A 17,245-nucleotide genomic window follows, 5' to 3' on the forward strand; every position below is an offset into this window, starting at 1 on the left:
GTTACAAAGTTAATATGCGCGCCCTATGCAAAAGGTAAAATTACCCCTGACTCTTGATCCGGTTCGTACGGCTCAAAAACGCCTCGATTACGAAGGAATCTATTCTTCCGATCAGGCTGAGCGTATTGCCGAATCTGTAGTCAGTGTGGACAGTGATGTAGAATGCTCCATGTCGTTCGCTATCGACAACCAGCGCCTCGCCGTGTTAACCGGTGATGCAAAGGTGACGGTAACGCTCGAATGTCAGCGTTGCGGGAAACCGTTTGTACAGCATGTTCACACAACGTATTGTTTTAGTCCGGTTCGTTCTGACGAACAGGCTGAAGCACTCCCGGAAGCGTATGAGCCGATTGAGGTTAACGAATTCGGTGAAATCGATCTTCTGGCGCTGGTTGAAGATGAAGTCATCCTCTCCCTGCCAGTCGTTCCGGTGCATGATTCTGAACACTGTGAAGTGTCCGAGGCGGACATGGTCTTTGGGGAACTGCCTGATGAAGCGCAAAAACCAAACCCATTTGCCGTATTAGCCAGCTTAAAGCGTAAGTAATTGAGGAGTAAGGTCCATGGCCGTACAACAGAATAAACCAACCCGTTCCAAACGTGGCATGCGTCGTTCCCATGACGCACTGACCGCAGTTACCAGCCTGTCTGTAGACAAGACTTCTGGTGAGAAACACCTGCGTCACCACATCACCGCTGACGGTTTCTACCGCGGCCGCAAGGTTATCACTAAGTAATCACGCGTCAGCGTGATTAGGCTTAGTGAGGAACTTCCCCGTGCAAACGGGGAGTTTACCGAACCAGGCTGCGACGATACCTTGACACGTCTAACCCTGGCGTTAGATGTCATGGGGGGAGATTTTGGCCCTACCGTGACAGTGCCTGCAGCATTGCAGGCACTGAATTCTAATTCGCAACTCACACTTCTTTTAGTCGGTAATCCCGACACAATCACGCCATTACTTGCAAAAGCTGACTTTGAACAACGTTCGCGTCTGCAGATTATTCCTGCGCAGTCAGTTATTGCCAGTGATGCCCGGCCATCGCAGGCTATTCGTAATAGCCGTGGCAGCTCTATGCGAATGGCGCTGGAGCTGGTGAAAGAAGGGCGAGCGCAGGCTTGCGTCAGCGCGGGAAATACTGGCGCGCTGATGGGGCTGTCGAAATTATTGCTCAAGCCGATTGAGGGCATTGAGCGTCCGGCGCTGGTGACGGTATTACCGCATCAGCAGAAGGGCAAAACGGTGGTGCTGGATCTGGGCGCTAACGTGGATTGTGATAGTACAATGCTGGCTCAGTTTGCCGTTATGGGGTCGGTGCTGGCTGAAGACGTGGTCGGGATTAACAATCCCCGCGTTGCTTTACTGAATATTGGTGAAGAAGAGACTAAAGGCCTGGACAGTATCCGCGACGCTGCGGAAATACTCAAACAGGTCCCCTCCATCAACTATATTGGTTATCTCGAAGCCAATGAGTTGCTGACGGGCAAAACGGATGTATTAGTGTGTGATGGCTTCACCGGAAACGTGACGTTGAAGACCATGGAAGGGGTCGTACGAATGTTCCTTTCTCTGCTGAAATCGCAGGGAGAAGGTAAAAAAAGGTCCTGGTGGCTGATTTTATTAAAGCGTTGGTTACAAAAAAGCCTGACGCGGCGATTCAGTCACCTCAACCCCGACCAGTATAATGGCGCCTGTCTGTTAGGATTGCGCGGCATCGTGATTAAGAGTCATGGCGCCGCCAATCAGCGAGCATTTACCGTCGCGATTGAACAGGCAGTGCAGGCGGTGCAGCGTCAAGTCCCTCAGAGGATTGCCGCTCGCCTGGGATCTGTATTAGCTAAAAGTGACTGAGCGTACATGTATACGAAGATTTTAGGTACCGGCAGCTACCTGCCAAAACAAGTGCGTACCAACGCCGATCTTGAAAAAATGGTAGATACGTCTGACGAGTGGATTGTCACGCGCACAGGTATCCGTGAACGTCGTATCGCCGCGCCAGACGAAACTGTGTCCACCATGGGCTACGAAGCCGCTCAGCGAGCGCTTGAGATGGCTGGCATTGATAAAGAACAGATCGGGCTTATTGTGGTGGCGACAACCTCTGCCACGCATGCCTTCCCAAGCGCAGCGTGCCAGGTGCAGAACATGCTCGGCATCAAAGGCTGTCCGGCATTTGATGTTGCAGCAGCGTGCGCGGGTTTCACCTATGCGCTGAGCATCGCCGATCAGTATGTAAAATCGGGCGCCGTAAAATATGCGCTGGTGATCGGCGCTGATGTTCTGGCGCGTACCTGCGATCCAACCGATCGCGGCACGATCATTATTTTTGGCGATGGCGCGGGCGCGGTGCTGCTGGGGCAGTCCGAAGAGCCGGGCATCATCTCCACGCACTTGCATGCCGATGGCCGCTACGGCGAGCTGTTAACGCTGCCTAACGCCGATCGCGTTAATCCTGATAACTCCATTTACCTCACCATGGCAGGTAATGAAGTATTCAAGGTGGCGGTGACTGAGCTTGCGCATATTGTCGATGAGACGCTGGAAGCCAATAACCTTGAACGCACCGCACTCGACTGGCTGGTGCCGCATCAGGCGAACCTGCGTATCATCAGCGCGACGGCGAAGAAGCTGGGCATGTCTATGGATAACGTTGTGGTGACGCTTGATCGCCACGGCAACACCTCTGCGGCATCGGTACCGTGCGCATTTGACGAAGCGGTACGCGATGGACGAATTAAACGGGGCCAACTGGTCTTGCTTGAAGCCTTTGGTGGCGGGTTCACCTGGGGTTCCGCGCTGGTTCGTTTCTAGGATAAGGATTAAAAAATGACACAATTTGCTTTTGTGTTCCCGGGACAGGGCTCGCAAACTGTTGGGATGTTGTCTGAAATGGCAGCAAACTATCCGGTTATTGAAGAGACTTTCCGTGAAGCCTCTGACGCGCTGGGTTATGATCTGTGGGCGCTGACCCAACAGGGCCCCGCTGAAGAGCTGAACAAAACCTGGCAGACTCAACCGGCACTGCTGGCAGCCTCCGTCGCATTGTGGCGCGTATGGCAGCAGCAGGGCGGCAAAGCGCCGACGCTGATGGCGGGTCATAGCCTGGGTGAATACTCTGCGCTGGTCTGCGCAGGGGTGATTGCCTTCGCTGACGCGGTACGCCTGGTTGAATTGCGTGGTAAATTCATGCAGGAAGCGGTGCCAGAGGGCACGGGCGGCATGTCTGCCATCATCGGTCTGGATGATGCTTCTATCGCTAAAGCCTGTGAAGAATCTGCTGAAGGTCAGGTCGTTTCTCCGGTAAACTTTAACTCGCCAGGCCAGGTGGTTATCGCGGGTCATAAAGAAGCGGTTGAGCGTGCAGGCGCTGCCTGTAAAGCTGCGGGCGCAAAACGTGCACTGCCCCTGCCGGTGAGCGTGCCGTCTCACTGCGCGCTGATGAAGCCCGCTGCCGATAAGCTGGCGGTTGAGCTGGAAAAAATGACCTTTAACGCACCGACGATTTCCGTTGTGAATAACGTCGATGTGCAGTGCGAAACCGCGCCGGAGGCTATCCGTAACGCGCTGGTTCGCCAGCTCTACAGCCCGGTTCAGTGGACTAAAACCGTTGAATTTATGTCGTCTCAGGGCGTTGAACATCTGTATGAAGTTGGTCCAGGTAAGGTACTTACCGGTCTGACAAAACGTATTGTAGACACCCTGACTGCCTCGGCGATTAACGAGCCGGAAGCCATGAAAGCGGCACTCTCGCAATAAAAGAGGAATACCATGAGTTTTGAAGGAAAAATTGCCCTGGTGACCGGCGCAAGCCGCGGTATTGGGCGCGCTATTGCTGAAACACTGGTTGCGCGCGGCGCGACGGTGATCGGGACTGCGACCAGTGAGAATGGCGCACAGGCCATCAGCGACTATCTGGGTGCGAACGGTAAAGGTCTGGTACTGAATGTGACTGAACCAGCATCTATCGAATCTGTTCTGGAAAATATTCGCGCAGAGTTTGGCGAAGTGGATATTCTGGTCAATAATGCCGGGATCACTCGCGACAACCTGCTGATGCGAATGAAAGACGACGAGTGGAACGATATTATCGAAACCAACCTGTCATCTGTATTCCGTCTGTCAAAAGCGGTAATGCGCGCTATGATGAAAAAGCGTCATGGTCGTATTATCACTGTAGGTTCTGTGGTTGGTACCATGGGAAATGCTGGTCAGGCTAACTACGCTGCGGCGAAAGCAGGTCTGATCGGTTTCAGTAAGTCGCTGGCGCGTGAAGTCGCGTCCCGCGGAATTACTGTAAACGTTGTTGCTCCGGGCTTTATTGAAACGGACATGACGCGTGCGCTGACTGATGAGCAGCGTGCGGGTACGCTGGCGGCAGTTCCGGCGGGTCGTCTTGGCGACCCTAAAGAAATCGCCAGCGCGGTTGCATTTTTAGCCTCTGACGAAGCGGGTTACATCACTGGTGAAACCCTCCACGTCAACGGCGGGATGTACATGGTTTAATCACGATCGAAAATATTTGCGTTATTTGGGCAAATGGCCTCAAAATAACGTAAAATCGTGGTAAGACCTGCCGGGATTTAGTTGCAAATTTTTCAACATTTTATACACTACGAAAACCATCGCGAAAGCGAGTTTTGATAGGAAATTTAAGAGTATGAGCACTATCGAAGAACGCGTTAAGAAAATTATCGGCGAACAGCTGGGCGTTAAGCAGGAAGAAGTTGTGAACTCCGCTTCCTTTGTTGAAGACCTGGGCGCAGATTCTCTTGACACCGTTGAGCTGGTAATGGCTCTGGAAGAAGAGTTTGATACTGAGATTCCGGACGAAGAAGCTGAGAAAATCACCACCGTTCAGGCTGCCATTGATTACATCAACGGTCACCAGGCGTAAGTGAACATCTCCAGGCGGTCATTCGACCGCCTGAGTTTTATCTTTTGTTGTCCCACGAATCTCTTTTTTTATCCCTCCCTGGAGGACAAGCGTGTCTAAGCGTCGTGTAGTTGTGACCGGACTTGGCATGTTGTCTCCTGTCGGCAATACCGTAGAGTCCACCTGGAAAGCTCTCCTTGCCGGTCAGAGCGGCATCAGCCTAATCGACCATTTCGATACTAGCGCCTATGCAACGAAATTTGCTGGCTTAGTAAAGGATTTTAACTGTGAAGAGATCATCTCGCGCAAAGAACAGCGCAAGATGGATGCCTTCATTCAATATGGAATTGTCGCTGGCGTTCAGGCCATGCAGGATTCTGGCCTTGAGATTACGGAAGAGAACGCGACCCGTATCGGCGCCGCTATCGGCTCCGGGATTGGCGGTCTTGGTCTGATTGAAGAAAACCATACATCTCTGATGAATGGCGGCCCGCGTAAAATCAGCCCGTTCTTCGTTCCGTCTACGATTGTCAACATGGTGGCAGGTCACTTGACCATTATGTTCGGCCTGCGTGGCCCAAGCATCTCAATCGCGACAGCCTGTACGTCTGGCGTGCATAACATCGGCCAGGCCGCGCGTATCATTGCGTACGGCGATGCAGATGCTATGGTTGCGGGCGGCGCTGAAAAAGCCAGTACCCCGCTGGGCGTCGGTGGCTTCGGTGCAGCGCGTGCGCTCTCTACCCGAAACGATAATCCGCAGGCGGCGAGCCGTCCGTGGGATAAAGACCGTGACGGTTTCGTACTGGGTGACGGTGCAGGCATGATCGTACTGGAAGAGTACGAACACGCGAAAAAACGTGGCGCGAAAATTTATGCTGAAGTTGTTGGCTTTGGCATGAGCAGCGATGCTTATCACATGACGTCTCCTCCAGAGAACGGCGCAGGCGCTGCGCTGGCGATGGAAAACGCCATCCGCGATGCGGGCATTACGCCGGCACAGATTGGCTACGTTAACGCCCATGGGACGTCTACCCCTGCGGGCGATAAAGCAGAAGCGCAGGCTGTTAAGTCTATCTTCGGCGAATCTGCTGGCCGCGTAATGGTAAGCTCCACGAAATCCATGACCGGTCACCTGCTGGGTGCTGCGGGGGCAGTAGAGTCAATCTACTCTATTCTCGCGCTGCGCGATCAGGCTGTACCGCCAACCATCAACCTGGATAATCCAGATGAAGGTTGCGATCTGGACTTCGTTCCTCACGAAGCGCGCCAGGTTAGCGGTATGGAGTATACCCTGTGTAACTCCTTCGGCTTCGGTGGGACTAACGGCTCTCTGATCTTCAAAAAGGTCTGAGTCTGGTTGGTCGCTGACGATAAAAAAAGGTCCGCTTGCCGGGCCTTTTTTATTAGGCGAAATCCCCTTGTCCGGCTGTCCACATCCTGCCAGACTGAGCCTCCACGCATAAGGAGCCACCATGTTTTTAATTAATGGCCTTGAGCAAGAAACGCTGCCGGCAAGCGACAGGGCGACCCAGTTTGGCGATGGCTGTTTCACGACTGCGCGTATTCTCGACGGTGGCGTGTGTCTGCTCGGGGCCCATATCCTTCGTTTACAAAAAGCCTGCGAAGCATTACTGATCCCCTTCTCGCAGTGGGACATTCTTGAAAGTGAAATGCGTCGGCTGGCGTCAGATAAAGCAAGCGGCGTCCTGAAAGTCATTATTAGCCGCGGGAGCGGTGGCCGGGGCTATAGCGGTTCTGCCTGTCTGCATCCTACGCGGGTCCTTTCCGTTTCAGATTATCCTTCCCATTATGCGCACTGGCGTGAAGAGGGCGTAGCCCTGGCGTTAAGTCCGGTACGTCTGGGGCGAAACCCGATGCTCGCTGGCATAAAACATCTCAACCGCCTTGAACAGGTGCTTATTCGTACTCATCTTGAGCAGACGGAGGCCGGGGAGGCGCTGGTTCTTGACAGCGAAGGGTACATTACGGAATGCTGTGCGGCTAATTTACTCTGGCGGAAGGGCAGTGACGTGTTCACGCCTTCGCTGGAGCAGGCCGGCGTCAACGGCATTATGCGGCAGTTTTGTCTGCACCAGCTGGCACGCGCAGGCTTTCGCGTTGTCGAAGTCAACGCTAAGGAAGAGGCGCTGCTGTCCGCCGATGAAGTCGTAATCTGCAATGCGCTGATGCCCGTTGTCCCCGTTCGCGCTTATGGCCGCAAATGCTGGTCATCCCGCGAGCTGTTCCAGTTTCTGGCCCCGTTATGTGAGCAAACCAGGTAGTCATGAAGAAAATGTTACGCTTTGTCCTCCTTCTTATCGTTGCGTTCGGTATCGCTGGCGGAGCGGGAGTGTGGAAAGTCCGTCAGCTGGCGGAGAGTCAGATCCTGATAAAAGACGAGACGATTTTTACCCTGAAAGCGGGGACCGGGCGGCAGGCGCTTGGTCAGCAGCTGTATGACGACAAAATTATCAATCGCCCACGCGTATTCCAGTGGCTGCTGCGTATTGAACCGGACCTGTCCCATTTCAAGGCCGGCACCTATCGCTTTACCCCTGGCATGACCGTGCGCGAGATGCTGCAACTGCTGGAGAGTGGTAAAGAAGCCCAGTTCCCGCTGCGTTTTGTGGAAGGTATGCGTCTGAGCGATTACCTCAGGCAGCTGCGGGACGCGCCATACATTAAGCATACGCTGAAAGATGACCGCTACCAGACCGTGGCAGACGCCTTAAAATTCCAACATCCCGAGTGGGTGGAAGGCTGGTTCTGGCCCGATACGTGGATGTATACGGCAGGCACGACGGATGTGGCCATTCTGAAGCGCGCGCACAACAAAATGGTCGCGGCGGTAGATGCTGCCTGGAAAGGGCGAGCAGAGGGCCTGCCTTATAAAGATCAAAACCAGTTCATGACGATGGCCTCGATCATCGAGAAAGAGACGGCCGTTGCTGCCGAACGTGACCAGGTTGCCTCGGTGTTTATTAACCGTCTGCGCATAGGCATGCGTTTGCAAACCGATCCTACCGTCATCTACGGCATGGGCGAAAACTACAACGGCAGGATTTCCAGAAAAGATCTGGAGACGCCAACGGCGTATAATACCTACGTGATTAGCGGCCTGCCGCCTGGACCGATCGCGACGCCGAGTGAAGCATCGTTGAAGGCCGCCGCGCACCCGGCCAAAACGCCGTATCTCTATTTTGTGGCTGACGGAAAAGGGGGGCATACGTTTAATACCAACCTGGCCAGCCACAATCGCTCCGTTCAGGACTATCTGAAGGCACTTAAGGAAAAAAATGCGCAGTAAATACATTGTCATTGAGGGACTCGAAGGGGCGGGCAAAACAACTGCCCGTAACGTGGTGGTGGATACGCTTACGTCGCTTGGCGTTGCCGACATGGTCTTTACCCGCGAGCCGGGCGGTACGCAGCTGGCGGAAAAACTGCGCAGCCTGGTTCTGGATATCAAATCCGTTGGCGATGAAGTTATTACCGACAAAGCGGAAGTGCTGATGTTCTATGCTGCGCGCGTTCAGCTGGTGGAGACGGTGATCAAACCCGCTCTGGCAGAAGGGAAATGGGTGATTGGCGATCGCCACGATCTCTCAACCCAGGCGTATCAGGGCGGGGGCCGGGGTATCGATCAGGCCATGCTGGCTACGCTTCGCGACGCGGTTCTGGGCGATTTCCGTCCTGACCTGACGCTGTATCTGGACGTAACTCCTGAGGTGGGCCTGAAGCGCGCCCGTGCCCGCGGCGAACTGGACCGCATTGAACAGGAGTCTTTTGATTTCTTTAACCGCACCCGTGCGCGTTATCTGGAACTGGCCGGGCAGGACAAGACCATTCGTACCATCGATGCGACGCAATCCCTTGAAGACGTTACGCGTGATATTCAGCAGACCGTTACGCAGTGGCTACAGGAGCAGCAGGCATGAAATGGTATCCATGGTTGCGCCCACACTTTGAACAGCTGATCGGCAGCTATCAGGTTGGTCGGGGGCATCATGCGTTACTGATCCAGGCGCTGCCGGGAATGGGTGATGATGCGTTGATTTACGCCATCACCCGCTTTCTGATGTGCCAACAGCCGGAAGGACATAAAAGCTGCGGTAAATGCCGGGGTTGCCAGCTTATGCAGGCGGGCACGCATCCTGACTATTACACCCTCGAACCCGAGAAGGGCAAAAATACGCTCGGTATCGACGCGGTGCGTGAGGTCAGTGAGAAACTGTACGAATATGCGCGTCTGGGGGGGGCGAAAGTGGTGTGGCTGAAAGACGCCGCGCTACTCACGGAAGCCGCAGCCAACGCCCTGTTAAAAACCCTGGAAGAGCCGCCAGAGAATACCTGGTTTTTCCTCTCCTGCCGCGAGCCGGAACGCTTGCTGGCGACGCTGCGCAGTCGCTGCCTTCTTCACCACCTCGCTGTCCCTCAGGAATCCTGGGCGCTCGCCTGGCTTGAGCGAGAAGTGACGGTGTCACAAGATGCGGCGCGCTCGGCGTTGCGCCTGTGCAGCGGTGCGCCTGCGGCTGCGCTGGCCTTATTGCAGCCGGAAGTGTGGTCCCAGCGTGAAACGCTATGTCGTGCGGTTGAATCAGCCCTCGACAGCCATGACTGGCTGAGCGTGCTGCCAGCGCTGAACAGCGATCAGGCACCGGAACGGCTGCACTGGCTGGCCGCACTGCTGCTGGATGCGCTCAAAATCCAGCAGGGGGCGACGCTTCTGACTAACCCTGACGTGTGGGCGCTGGTCACCACGCTGGCGAATCGCCTGTCAGGGCAGTCGCTGCACGCTATCCTTCATGATATCTGCCAGAGTCGTGAACAACTTTTGACGGTAACCGGTCTCAATCGCGAGCTTTTACTGACCGACCAGTTACTGCGTATCGAACACTACCTGCAACCAGGCGTCATACCGCCGGTTTCCCACCTCTGAGAGAGACATTATGTTTTTAGTCGACTCACACTGCCATCTCGATGGCCTGGATTATCAGTCCCTGCATAAAAATGTGGACGACGTGCTGGCGAAAGCCGCCGCGCGCGATGTGAAATTTTGCCTGGCCGTGGCGACCACGTTGCCGGGTTACCGCTCCATGCGTGAACTGGTAGGCGAGCGCGATAATGTCGTCTTCTCCTGCGGCGTGCATCCGCTGAATCAGGATGAAGCGTACAATATTGAGGATTTACGCCGTCTTGCCGCAGAAGAGGGCGTAGTGGCGATGGGCGAGACCGGCCTGGACTATTTCTACACCCCGGAAACGAAACCTCGCCAGCAGGAATCCTTCCGCAACCACATCCGTATTGGCCGTGAACTGAATAAGCCTGTTATCGTTCATACCCGCGATGCGCGCGCCGACACGCTGGCGATCCTGCGGGAAGAAAAGGTGACGGATTGCGGTGGCGTACTACACTGTTTCACTGAAGACAGAGAAACGGCGGGTAAGCTGCTTGATTTAGGCTTTTATATCTCGTTCTCGGGGATTGTAACGTTCCGGAATGCTGAGCAACTGCGTGATGCGGCGCGATATGTTCCGCTGGATCGTATTCTGGTGGAAACCGATTCCCCGTACCTGGCACCGGTGCCTCATCGCGGCAAAGAAAATCAGCCAGCGATGACCCGGGATGTCGCTGAGTATATGGCCGTTCTGAAAGGTGTCAGTATTGAAGAGCTGGCTCGCGTGACAACGGAAAACTTCGCTAGTCTGTTCCATATCGACCCCGCCCACCTGCAATCTGTCTGATACGCCTGTTATTTTTAGGCTCGTAATTAATAAGTAAAACGAGTAAAGTTCACCGCCTCATTTGGGGCGGTGATGGCGTTTTTAGACACATCCAGACATGCTTTATGTAAATATCTGCAAGTTTTTTGGCCGTCTTGAACTGAAACGTGATAGCCGTCAAACAAACTCAGAGGGAATTATTTTACTCTGTGTAATAAATAAAGGGCGCTTAGATGTCCTGTCCACGGCGCGGTACTCCCCCCGGGCCAATGCGTGAAAACGTAAAAAAAGCACAAATACTCAGGAGCACTCTCAATTATGTTTAAGAATGCATTTGCTAACCTGCAAAAGGTCGGTAAATCGCTGATGCTGCCAGTATCCGTACTGCCTATCGCAGGTATCCTGCTGGGTGTCGGTTCTGCAAACTTCAGCTGGCTGCCAGCCGTAGTTTCCCACGTGATGGCCGAAGCAGGCGGTTCTGTTTTTGCTAACATGCCGCTGATCTTCGCTATCGGTGTTGCTCTGGGCTTCACCAATAACGACGGTGTATCCGCGCTGGCGTCCGTTGTTGCTTACGGCATCATGGTGAAAACCATGGCTGTGGTTGCGCCGCTGGTACTGCATTTACCTGCTGAAGAGATTGCCGCTAAGCATCTGGCGGACACCGGTGTTCTCGGTGGTATCATCTCCGGTGCGATTGCAGCGTATATGTTTAACCGCTTCTATCGCATCAAGCTGCCTGAGTATCTGGGCTTCTTCGCGGGTAAACGTTTTGTGCCGATCATTTCTGGTCTGGCCGCGATTTTCACCGGTGTGGTTCTGTCTTTCATCTGGCCACCAATCGGTACGGCAATCCAGACCTTCTCTCAGTGGGCGGCTTACCAGAACCCGGTTGTGGCGTTCGGTATCTACGGCTTCATTGAGCGCTGCCTGGTACCATTTGGTCTGCACCACATCTGGAACGTTCCATTCCAGATGCAGATTGGTGAATACACCAACGCAGCAGGCCAGGTGTTCCACGGCGACATCCCACGCTACATGGCGGGTGACCCAACGGCAGGTAAACTGTCTGGTGGCTTCCTGTTCAAAATGTACGGTCTGCCGGCCGCCGCAATTGCGATCTGGCACTCTGCTAAACCAGAGAACCGTGCAAAAGTGGGCGGTATCATGATCTCCGCAGCGCTGACCTCGTTCCTGACCGGTATCACCGAGCCGATCGAGTTCTCCTTCATGTTCGTTGCGCCGATCCTGTACATCATCCACGCGGTACTGGCAGGTCTGGCATTCCCAATCTGCATCCTGCTGGGTATGCGTGACGGTACGTCCTTCTCTCACGGTCTGATCGACTTCATCGTTCTGTCCGGTAACAGCAGCAAGCTGTGGCTGTTCCCAATTGTGGGTGCGGGCTACGCAGTGGTGTACTACACCGTCTTCCGCGTGCTGATCAAAGCACTGGACCTGAAAACGCCGGGTCGTGAAGATGCAACGGAAGACAGCAAAGCCGGTGTGACCAGCGAAATGGCGCCTGCTCTGGTAGCTGCTTTCGGCGGTAAAGAGAACATCACTAACCTGGACGCGTGTATCACTCGTCTGCGTGTGAGCGTTGCCGACGTTGCGAAAGTAGACCAGCCGGGTCTGAAAAAACTGGGCGCAGCGGGCGTCGTTGTTGCAGGTTCTGGTGTTCAGGCAATCTTCGGTACGAAATCCGATAACCTGAAAACCGAAATGGATGAGTACATCCGCAACAACTAAGCTGTGACCTGGGGAGACTAAGGCAGCCGAATGGCTGCCTTTTTTATTACTGCTGCTTGCGGTGCCGGGTGGAGGCTGCGTCTTACCCGGCCTACGTGATGGGTAGGCCCGGTAAGCGCAGCGCCACCGGGCTTCTGTCACTCAGAAATCGTAGCTCGCGCTCACCGAGACGTTCAGCGGCGCGCCATACACTACATAAGAGCCGACGTAATCGTAATACTCTTTGTCGAACAGGTTGTTGACGTTAGCCTGCACCGCAAAATCTTTGGTGACCTGATAACGGCTGAACAGGTTCACCAGCCCATAGCTGCCTTGCTCCGCGCGGGAACGTCCTGCCGGGCCGCCTTCCACGTCCGTCCACACTTTGTTCTGCCAGTTTACGCCACCGCCCACGGTCAGTTCCGGCAGCATTGGCAACTGATAGCGGGTGAAGAGCTTCATGGTTGTGCGCGGCTGATCGGAGCTGACGGCGTTGCCATTCTTATCTTCTGCGATGTAACGCGTCGCGCCGAAGGTCAGCTGCCAGTTATCGGTCAGGGCACCATTGAGCTCGAACTCGACCCCTTTGCTGACCACCCCGTCCAGCGATTCATAGATCGACTCACCGCTCGGCATGTAGGTATAGGTGTTGCTGGCGACGTTATCCTGCTCAATGCGGAAAATCGCCAGCGAGGTGGTGAGGCGGGTATTAAACCAGTCCGCCTTCACCCCAGCTTCGTAGCTTTTACCCGTGGTAGGGTCAAGATAACGTCCGCTGGCATCGCGCTTATCCTGCGGCTGGAAGATAGAGGTATAGCTGACGTAGGTCGACCAGTCCTCATTGATGTCATACACCAGGCCGGCGTACGGCGTGACATCATCTTTGGTGCTTTCCAGACGGGTATTCGGCGATCCTGCCGGGTTATAACGAATGTTATATTGGGTGTAGCGCGCGCCCAGGATCAGGTGCAGCGGATCGGCCAGCGAGAAACGAGCCGACGAATAGGCTGAAGACTGGCGAATATCATCCTTGCTGTAGAGTTTCCACGGCGTCCACTGGGGATCGGCGATGTTCCCGTTCCAGTTCTTAAAGTTGCCGACATCAACCATGCCGTATACCGCATCCGGCATGGAGTTGTCGTAATGGTTACGCTGACGGCTGAAGCTGCCGCCGAACATCATTTCGTGCTGACGGCCAAAGAGATCGAAGCCGCCGCGCAGGAAGGCGTCAACCGCATCCTGTTTACGTTCCCCACGGTTCCAGCCGCCGTAACCCACCAGGCCCGCACCGGTCTCTTTATCCGGATAGCCGGACATATACATCAGTTTGGAGTCGAAGTTGGTTTCAGCGTGCATACCGTTGATGTGCGCTTCCCTGCCATTATCGAAACGCTGAGTCAGGTTAGCGAAGATGCGGGTGCTGTCTTTATCTGAATAAGCCCAGTCAGGTGCGACGGTCTGGCTACGATTGTAGTGGGTCTTACTTCCGTCGCTGTACCAGGTCGGCAGCCCGCCCCAGGTCGGGTCGGCGGTATGGCTTTCCTGATACTCATACCCTACCGAGAGGGTGGTGCTGTCGGTGACATCCGCGTCCATCACGCCGTAGAGGAATTTCTTCCGGTAGTGGTAGTTATCCACGAAGCTGTCGTTGTCCTGATAACCCGTAATCAGACGGCCCCGTACCTTACCTGACTCTACCAGCGGCGCCTGGAGATCCAGCACGTAGCGCTGCTTGTCCCAGCTGCCGTAACTGGCGGAGACGTTACCTTTAAATTCCGGGCTGTCCGCGTGCTTACGCACCATATTAACGTACGCCGCCGGGTTGCCCGTGCCGGACATCAGGCCGGTGGCGCCGCGAACCACTTCGATGCGGTCATAAATCGCGGTATCCGCGGCGGTATCACCAAAGTTCCACACTTCACTGATGGACGTCGGCAGGTCGTCATAGGCGTAGTTGCTGACGAAAAAGCCGCGTGAGTAAAACACGGTACGGTCGCTGTCCTGCACCTGGGCCGTAATGCCCGTGGTATTCGTCAGCACCTGTCCGATGGATTGCAGATTCTGGTCAGCCATACGTTGCTGGCTGATAACGCTGACGGACTGTGGGATGTCGCGGGGAACCAGCAACAGTTTGGTGCCGGTGGTGGTGGTTTTTACGCTGTAATCCTGATCCTGGCTGGCAGAAAGATCCTGTGTGTTGTCAAAACCCCCGTCTACGACGACGGTATCTTCGGTGGTTGAAGCAGCGAAAGCGGCGGTTGGCGTCAATGCCATAGCAATGCAGGCGGCCAGCAACGAAGGTGTTGCGGCAGGCTGATGTTGCCCATCCCTGGTGTGATTAATGAAAGACATCATCAAACCCTTAGTGAATGGTGAAGGTAATTCGCGACAGTCCCGCTAACACGGGCTGACGTCGTTTTCTATGTTAAAAATGCGCATGAAAATGCAAATGCGAAATATACGCATTGTGATTAACGCTGTAAACAGATGTTTCGGGATGAACTGAAATAAGGTTTCAGAAAAGAAATGTCCTAAAGCGATGCCTCTTCAGCCAGATGGCGGACAATCAGGAAAGAAATCACGGGAGAAGGTTGAAAGGACAGGAGAAACTCGCTCATACTCTTGTCTTGTGTCACGCAGTAAATCAGACAATGTGTGTTAACAACGGACGCACGACGCCAGATTAAACTTAAAAGGAAAAGGTCATGGCTGAAGAAACGATTTTCAGTAAAATTATCCGCCGCGAAATTCCATCGGATATTGTCTATCAGGATGAACTGGTCACGGCTTTCCGCGACATTTCTCCCCAGGCGCCGACGCACATCCTTATTATTCCCAATATTCTGATCCCGACCGTTAATGACGTTAAAACCGAGCATGAAGTGGCGCTGGGCCGTATGCTTACGGTAGCCGCGAAAATCGCAGAGCAGGAAGGGATTGCTGAAGACGGATACCGTCTGATCATGAACTGTAATCGCCATGGCGGCCAGGAAGTCTATCATATTCATATGCATCTGCTGGGTGGACGTCCACTGGGACCGATGCTGGCACATAAAGGTCTTTAATATGTTAACTGGGCGTATTGCAGCGCTGATCGTGACGCTGGTAATGGTTGGGTGCAGCGCGCGTCCCGCCATCCCGGTCAGTGAAGAACAGACGCTGGTGATGGAGTCCTCAGTGCTTGCTGCGGGCATCACGGCGGAGAAGCCTTCGCTGACCATAAGCGAAATCCAGTCTTCAGCCTCCTCTACGCTCTATAACGAAAGGCAAGAGCCAGTGACGGTGCATTATCGCTTCTACTGGTATGACGTGAGAGGTCTTGAGATGCACCCGCTTGAGGCGCCGCGCAGCGTGACCATCCCGGCAAGATCGTCAGTCACGCTCTACGGCAGCGCCAGCTATCTGGGTGCACATAAGGTGAGACTTTATCTTTATTTGTAAGGAGTGAACCTTGATTAAAACAATGAGCCGTTATGCGCTCCTGAGTGCTTTTGCACTCTTTCTGGCGGGTTGTGTGACGCGAACGGAAGAACCAGCACCGGTAGATCAGGCGAAGCCGGGAACGGAACAGCCAACAACGCCAGCGCAGCCTGTTCCAACCGTGCCGTCTGTACCGACCATTCCGGCGCAGCCTGGCCCGATCGAACATCCGGACGACACCGCACAGCCTGCGCCGCGAGTACGCCACTATGACTGGAACGGCGCAATGCAGCCGATGGTGGGCAAAATGTTGCAGGCACAGGGCGTTACGCCCGGCAGCGTGCTGCTGGTGGATAGCGTGAACAACCGTACAAACGGTTCCCTGAATGCGGGAGAAGCGACGGAAACCCTGCGCAACGCGCTGGCAAACAACGGTAAATTTACGCTGGTCTCAGCTCAGCAGCTCGCGGTCGCCAAGCAGCAGCTTGGTCTGTCGCCTCAGGACAGCCTGGGTTCGCGCAGTAAAGCGATGGGTATTGCCCGCAACGTTGGCGCGCAGTATGTCCTTTATTCTAACGCGACAGGCAACGTGAACACGCCGTCGTTGCAGATGCAGTTAATGCTGGTTCAGACCGGCGAAATTATCTGGTCAGGTAAAGGTGCCGTTACGCAACAATAAGCGCACGCGTCATGACGTCCTGACGCGTTATTTCCCTCAGTACCGTGTTATCGCGCCGCAAGCCCCCGCCGGGCTTGGCGGCGCGAGTTGCATTATTGAGCGTGGCGACCATCGGCTGGTTTTACGTCAGCATCACGATGCCGCCGCGCCTGCCTCCCATTTTCATCGCCAGTTCCGCGCCCTGAAGCGCCTGCCCGCCGACCTTGCGCCACAACCTCATCTCTTTATCAGAGACTGGATGGCGGTGGCGTTTATTGCGGGTGAGATCAAAAGCGAGCTTCCCGATACGCCTGCGCTTGCAGCCATGCTGTATCATCTGCATCGCCAGCCGCGTCTGGGCTGGCGGGTAACGTTACTTCCTTTGCTGGATCACTACTGGCAGCAGGCTGCGCCTGGACGACGCACGCCCTACTGGCTGGCGCAGCTTAAGCGGCTACGCAGAGCGGGAGAGCCGCAGGCGTTACGTCTGGCGCCGCTGCATATGGATGTCCACGCGGGTAATATCGTTCATACCACGGCAGGCGAGAAACTTATCGACTGGGAATATGCCGGAGACGGTGACGTGGCGCTCGAACTCGCTGCGGTCTGGATGCCTGATGAGGCGTCGCGCGAGCAGCTGATAACCGCCTATGCCCGAAACGCCAACATCAATGCGCTCACCCTTGCGCGGCAGGTCGCGCGCTGGCGTCCGTGGGTGTTGATGCTGATGGCGGGATGGTTTGAAATGCGCCTTCAGCAGACAGATGACAAACAATTTATTGCGCTGGCAAATGATGCCTGGCGTCAGTTACAAACGAAAGGATAAGAGAGGTAG

The 17,245-nt window shown here is 54.8% G+C and carries 19 protein-coding genes; 18 read left to right on the forward strand and 1 reads right to left on the reverse strand.

Annotated features, from left to right (window positions below; genetic code table 11):
• The first annotated feature begins 25 nt into the window (after nucleotides 1-25).
• The 14 genes from yceD to ptsG all read left to right on the forward strand — a co-directional run bounded on the left by yceD (nucleotide 26) and on the right by ptsG (nucleotide 12,353).
• A complete protein-coding gene (gene yceD, locus ACQG0T_RS08365) occupies nucleotides 26-547 on the forward strand; it encodes a 23S rRNA accumulation protein YceD (protein ID WP_003857966.1) in 522 nt (173 codons plus the stop codon).
• A gap of 16 nt (nucleotides 548-563) precedes the next feature.
• Nucleotides 564-737 (forward strand): 50S ribosomal protein L32, encoded by a 174-nt coding sequence (gene rpmF, locus ACQG0T_RS08370; RefSeq protein ID WP_003857964.1) that lies wholly within the window; start codon nucleotides 564-566, stop codon nucleotides 735-737.
• An 81-nt stretch (nucleotides 738-818) separates the two neighbouring features.
• A complete protein-coding gene (gene plsX / locus ACQG0T_RS08375; protein WP_017693638.1) occupies nucleotides 819-1,853 on the forward strand; it encodes a phosphate acyltransferase PlsX in 1,035 nt (344 codons plus the stop codon).
• Between the two features lie 6 nt (nucleotides 1,854-1,859).
• Nucleotides 1,860-2,813, forward strand: a complete 954-nt coding sequence (locus tag ACQG0T_RS08380; protein WP_017384725.1) for a beta-ketoacyl-ACP synthase III — start codon at nucleotides 1,860-1,862, stop codon at nucleotides 2,811-2,813.
• A gap of 15 nt (nucleotides 2,814-2,828) precedes the next feature.
• A complete protein-coding gene (gene fabD / locus ACQG0T_RS08385) occupies nucleotides 2,829-3,758 on the forward strand; it encodes an ACP S-malonyltransferase (protein ID WP_271040672.1) in 930 nt (309 codons plus the stop codon).
• A 12-nt stretch (nucleotides 3,759-3,770) separates the two neighbouring features.
• A complete protein-coding gene (gene fabG, locus ACQG0T_RS08390) occupies nucleotides 3,771-4,505 on the forward strand; it encodes a 3-oxoacyl-ACP reductase FabG (RefSeq protein ID WP_003857956.1) in 735 nt (244 codons plus the stop codon).
• 154 nt (nucleotides 4,506-4,659) lie between these two features.
• Nucleotides 4,660-4,896: an acyl carrier protein gene (acpP, locus tag ACQG0T_RS08395; RefSeq protein WP_003857954.1), complete on the forward strand. Its 237-nt coding sequence runs from the start codon at nucleotides 4,660-4,662 to the stop codon at nucleotides 4,894-4,896.
• A gap of 91 nt (nucleotides 4,897-4,987) precedes the next feature.
• Nucleotides 4,988-6,229 carry a beta-ketoacyl-ACP synthase II gene (fabF, locus tag ACQG0T_RS08400; RefSeq protein ID WP_032104090.1) on the forward strand — a complete coding sequence of 414 codons (1,242 nt, stop codon included), beginning with the start codon at nucleotides 4,988-4,990 and terminating at the stop codon, nucleotides 6,227-6,229.
• A 121-nt stretch (nucleotides 6,230-6,350) separates the two neighbouring features.
• Nucleotides 6,351-7,160 (forward strand): aminodeoxychorismate lyase, encoded by an 810-nt coding sequence (pabC, locus tag ACQG0T_RS08405; protein WP_023303428.1) that lies wholly within the window; start codon nucleotides 6,351-6,353, stop codon nucleotides 7,158-7,160.
• Between the two features lie 2 nt (nucleotides 7,161-7,162).
• Complete coding sequence (gene yceG / locus ACQG0T_RS08410) at nucleotides 7,163-8,185, forward strand: cell division protein YceG (protein ID WP_032673183.1); 1,023 nt, start codon at nucleotides 7,163-7,165, stop codon at nucleotides 8,183-8,185.
• Nucleotides 8,175-8,816, forward strand: coding sequence for a dTMP kinase (tmk, locus tag ACQG0T_RS08415; RefSeq protein ID WP_015570821.1), 642 nt, complete (start codon nucleotides 8,175-8,177; stop codon nucleotides 8,814-8,816). The genes yceG and tmk overlap by 11 nt, the downstream gene beginning before the upstream one ends.
• On the forward strand, nucleotides 8,813-9,817 hold the full coding sequence (holB, locus tag ACQG0T_RS08420) for a DNA polymerase III subunit delta' (protein WP_032104504.1): 1,005 nt from the start codon (nucleotides 8,813-8,815) through the stop codon (nucleotides 9,815-9,817). Before tmk ends, holB begins: the two co-directional genes overlap by 4 nt.
• 10 nt (nucleotides 9,818-9,827) lie before the next feature.
• Nucleotides 9,828-10,622, forward strand: a complete 795-nt coding sequence (locus ACQG0T_RS08425; protein WP_032104503.1) for a metal-dependent hydrolase — start codon at nucleotides 9,828-9,830, stop codon at nucleotides 10,620-10,622.
• Between the two features lie 297 nt (nucleotides 10,623-10,919).
• On the forward strand, nucleotides 10,920-12,353 hold the full coding sequence (ptsG, locus tag ACQG0T_RS08430; RefSeq protein ID WP_006809245.1) for a PTS glucose transporter subunit IIBC: 1,434 nt from the start codon (nucleotides 10,920-10,922) through the stop codon (nucleotides 12,351-12,353).
• Nucleotides 12,354-12,494: 141 nt separating this feature from the next.
• Here the strand turns inward: ptsG and fhuE are convergent, their stop codons facing one another.
• Nucleotides 12,495-14,684 (reverse strand): ferric-rhodotorulic acid/ferric-coprogen receptor FhuE, encoded by a 2,190-nt coding sequence (fhuE, locus tag ACQG0T_RS08435; RefSeq protein ID WP_426723877.1) that lies wholly within the window; start codon nucleotides 14,682-14,684, stop codon nucleotides 12,495-12,497.
• 353 nt (nucleotides 14,685-15,037) lie between these two features.
• Between fhuE and hinT the strand changes: the two genes are divergently transcribed.
• From hinT to thiK, 4 genes are read left to right on the forward strand one after another with little or no spacing between them, the layout of a single operon-like run.
• On the forward strand, nucleotides 15,038-15,397 hold the full coding sequence (gene hinT, locus ACQG0T_RS08440; RefSeq protein ID WP_006809243.1) for a purine nucleoside phosphoramidase: 360 nt from the start codon (nucleotides 15,038-15,040) through the stop codon (nucleotides 15,395-15,397).
• Between the two features lies 1 nt (nucleotide 15,398).
• A complete protein-coding gene (locus ACQG0T_RS08445) occupies nucleotides 15,399-15,773 on the forward strand; it encodes a YcfL family protein (RefSeq protein ID WP_003857939.1) in 375 nt (124 codons plus the stop codon).
• Between the two features lie 13 nt (nucleotides 15,774-15,786).
• Complete coding sequence (gene lpoB, locus ACQG0T_RS08450) at nucleotides 15,787-16,431, forward strand: penicillin-binding protein activator LpoB (protein WP_085939398.1); 645 nt, start codon at nucleotides 15,787-15,789, stop codon at nucleotides 16,429-16,431.
• Nucleotides 16,412-17,236: a thiamine kinase gene (thiK, locus tag ACQG0T_RS08455; RefSeq protein ID WP_023296311.1), complete on the forward strand. Its 825-nt coding sequence runs from the start codon at nucleotides 16,412-16,414 to the stop codon at nucleotides 17,234-17,236. The genes lpoB and thiK overlap by 20 nt, the downstream gene beginning before the upstream one ends.
• Nucleotides 17,237-17,245: the final 9 nt, after the last annotated feature.

The sequence above is a fragment of the Enterobacter cloacae complex sp. 302F9 genome (genome assembly GCF_050030335.1).
In the GTDB taxonomy this organism is placed as follows: domain Bacteria; phylum Pseudomonadota; class Gammaproteobacteria; order Enterobacterales; family Enterobacteriaceae; genus Enterobacter; species Enterobacter hormaechei_C.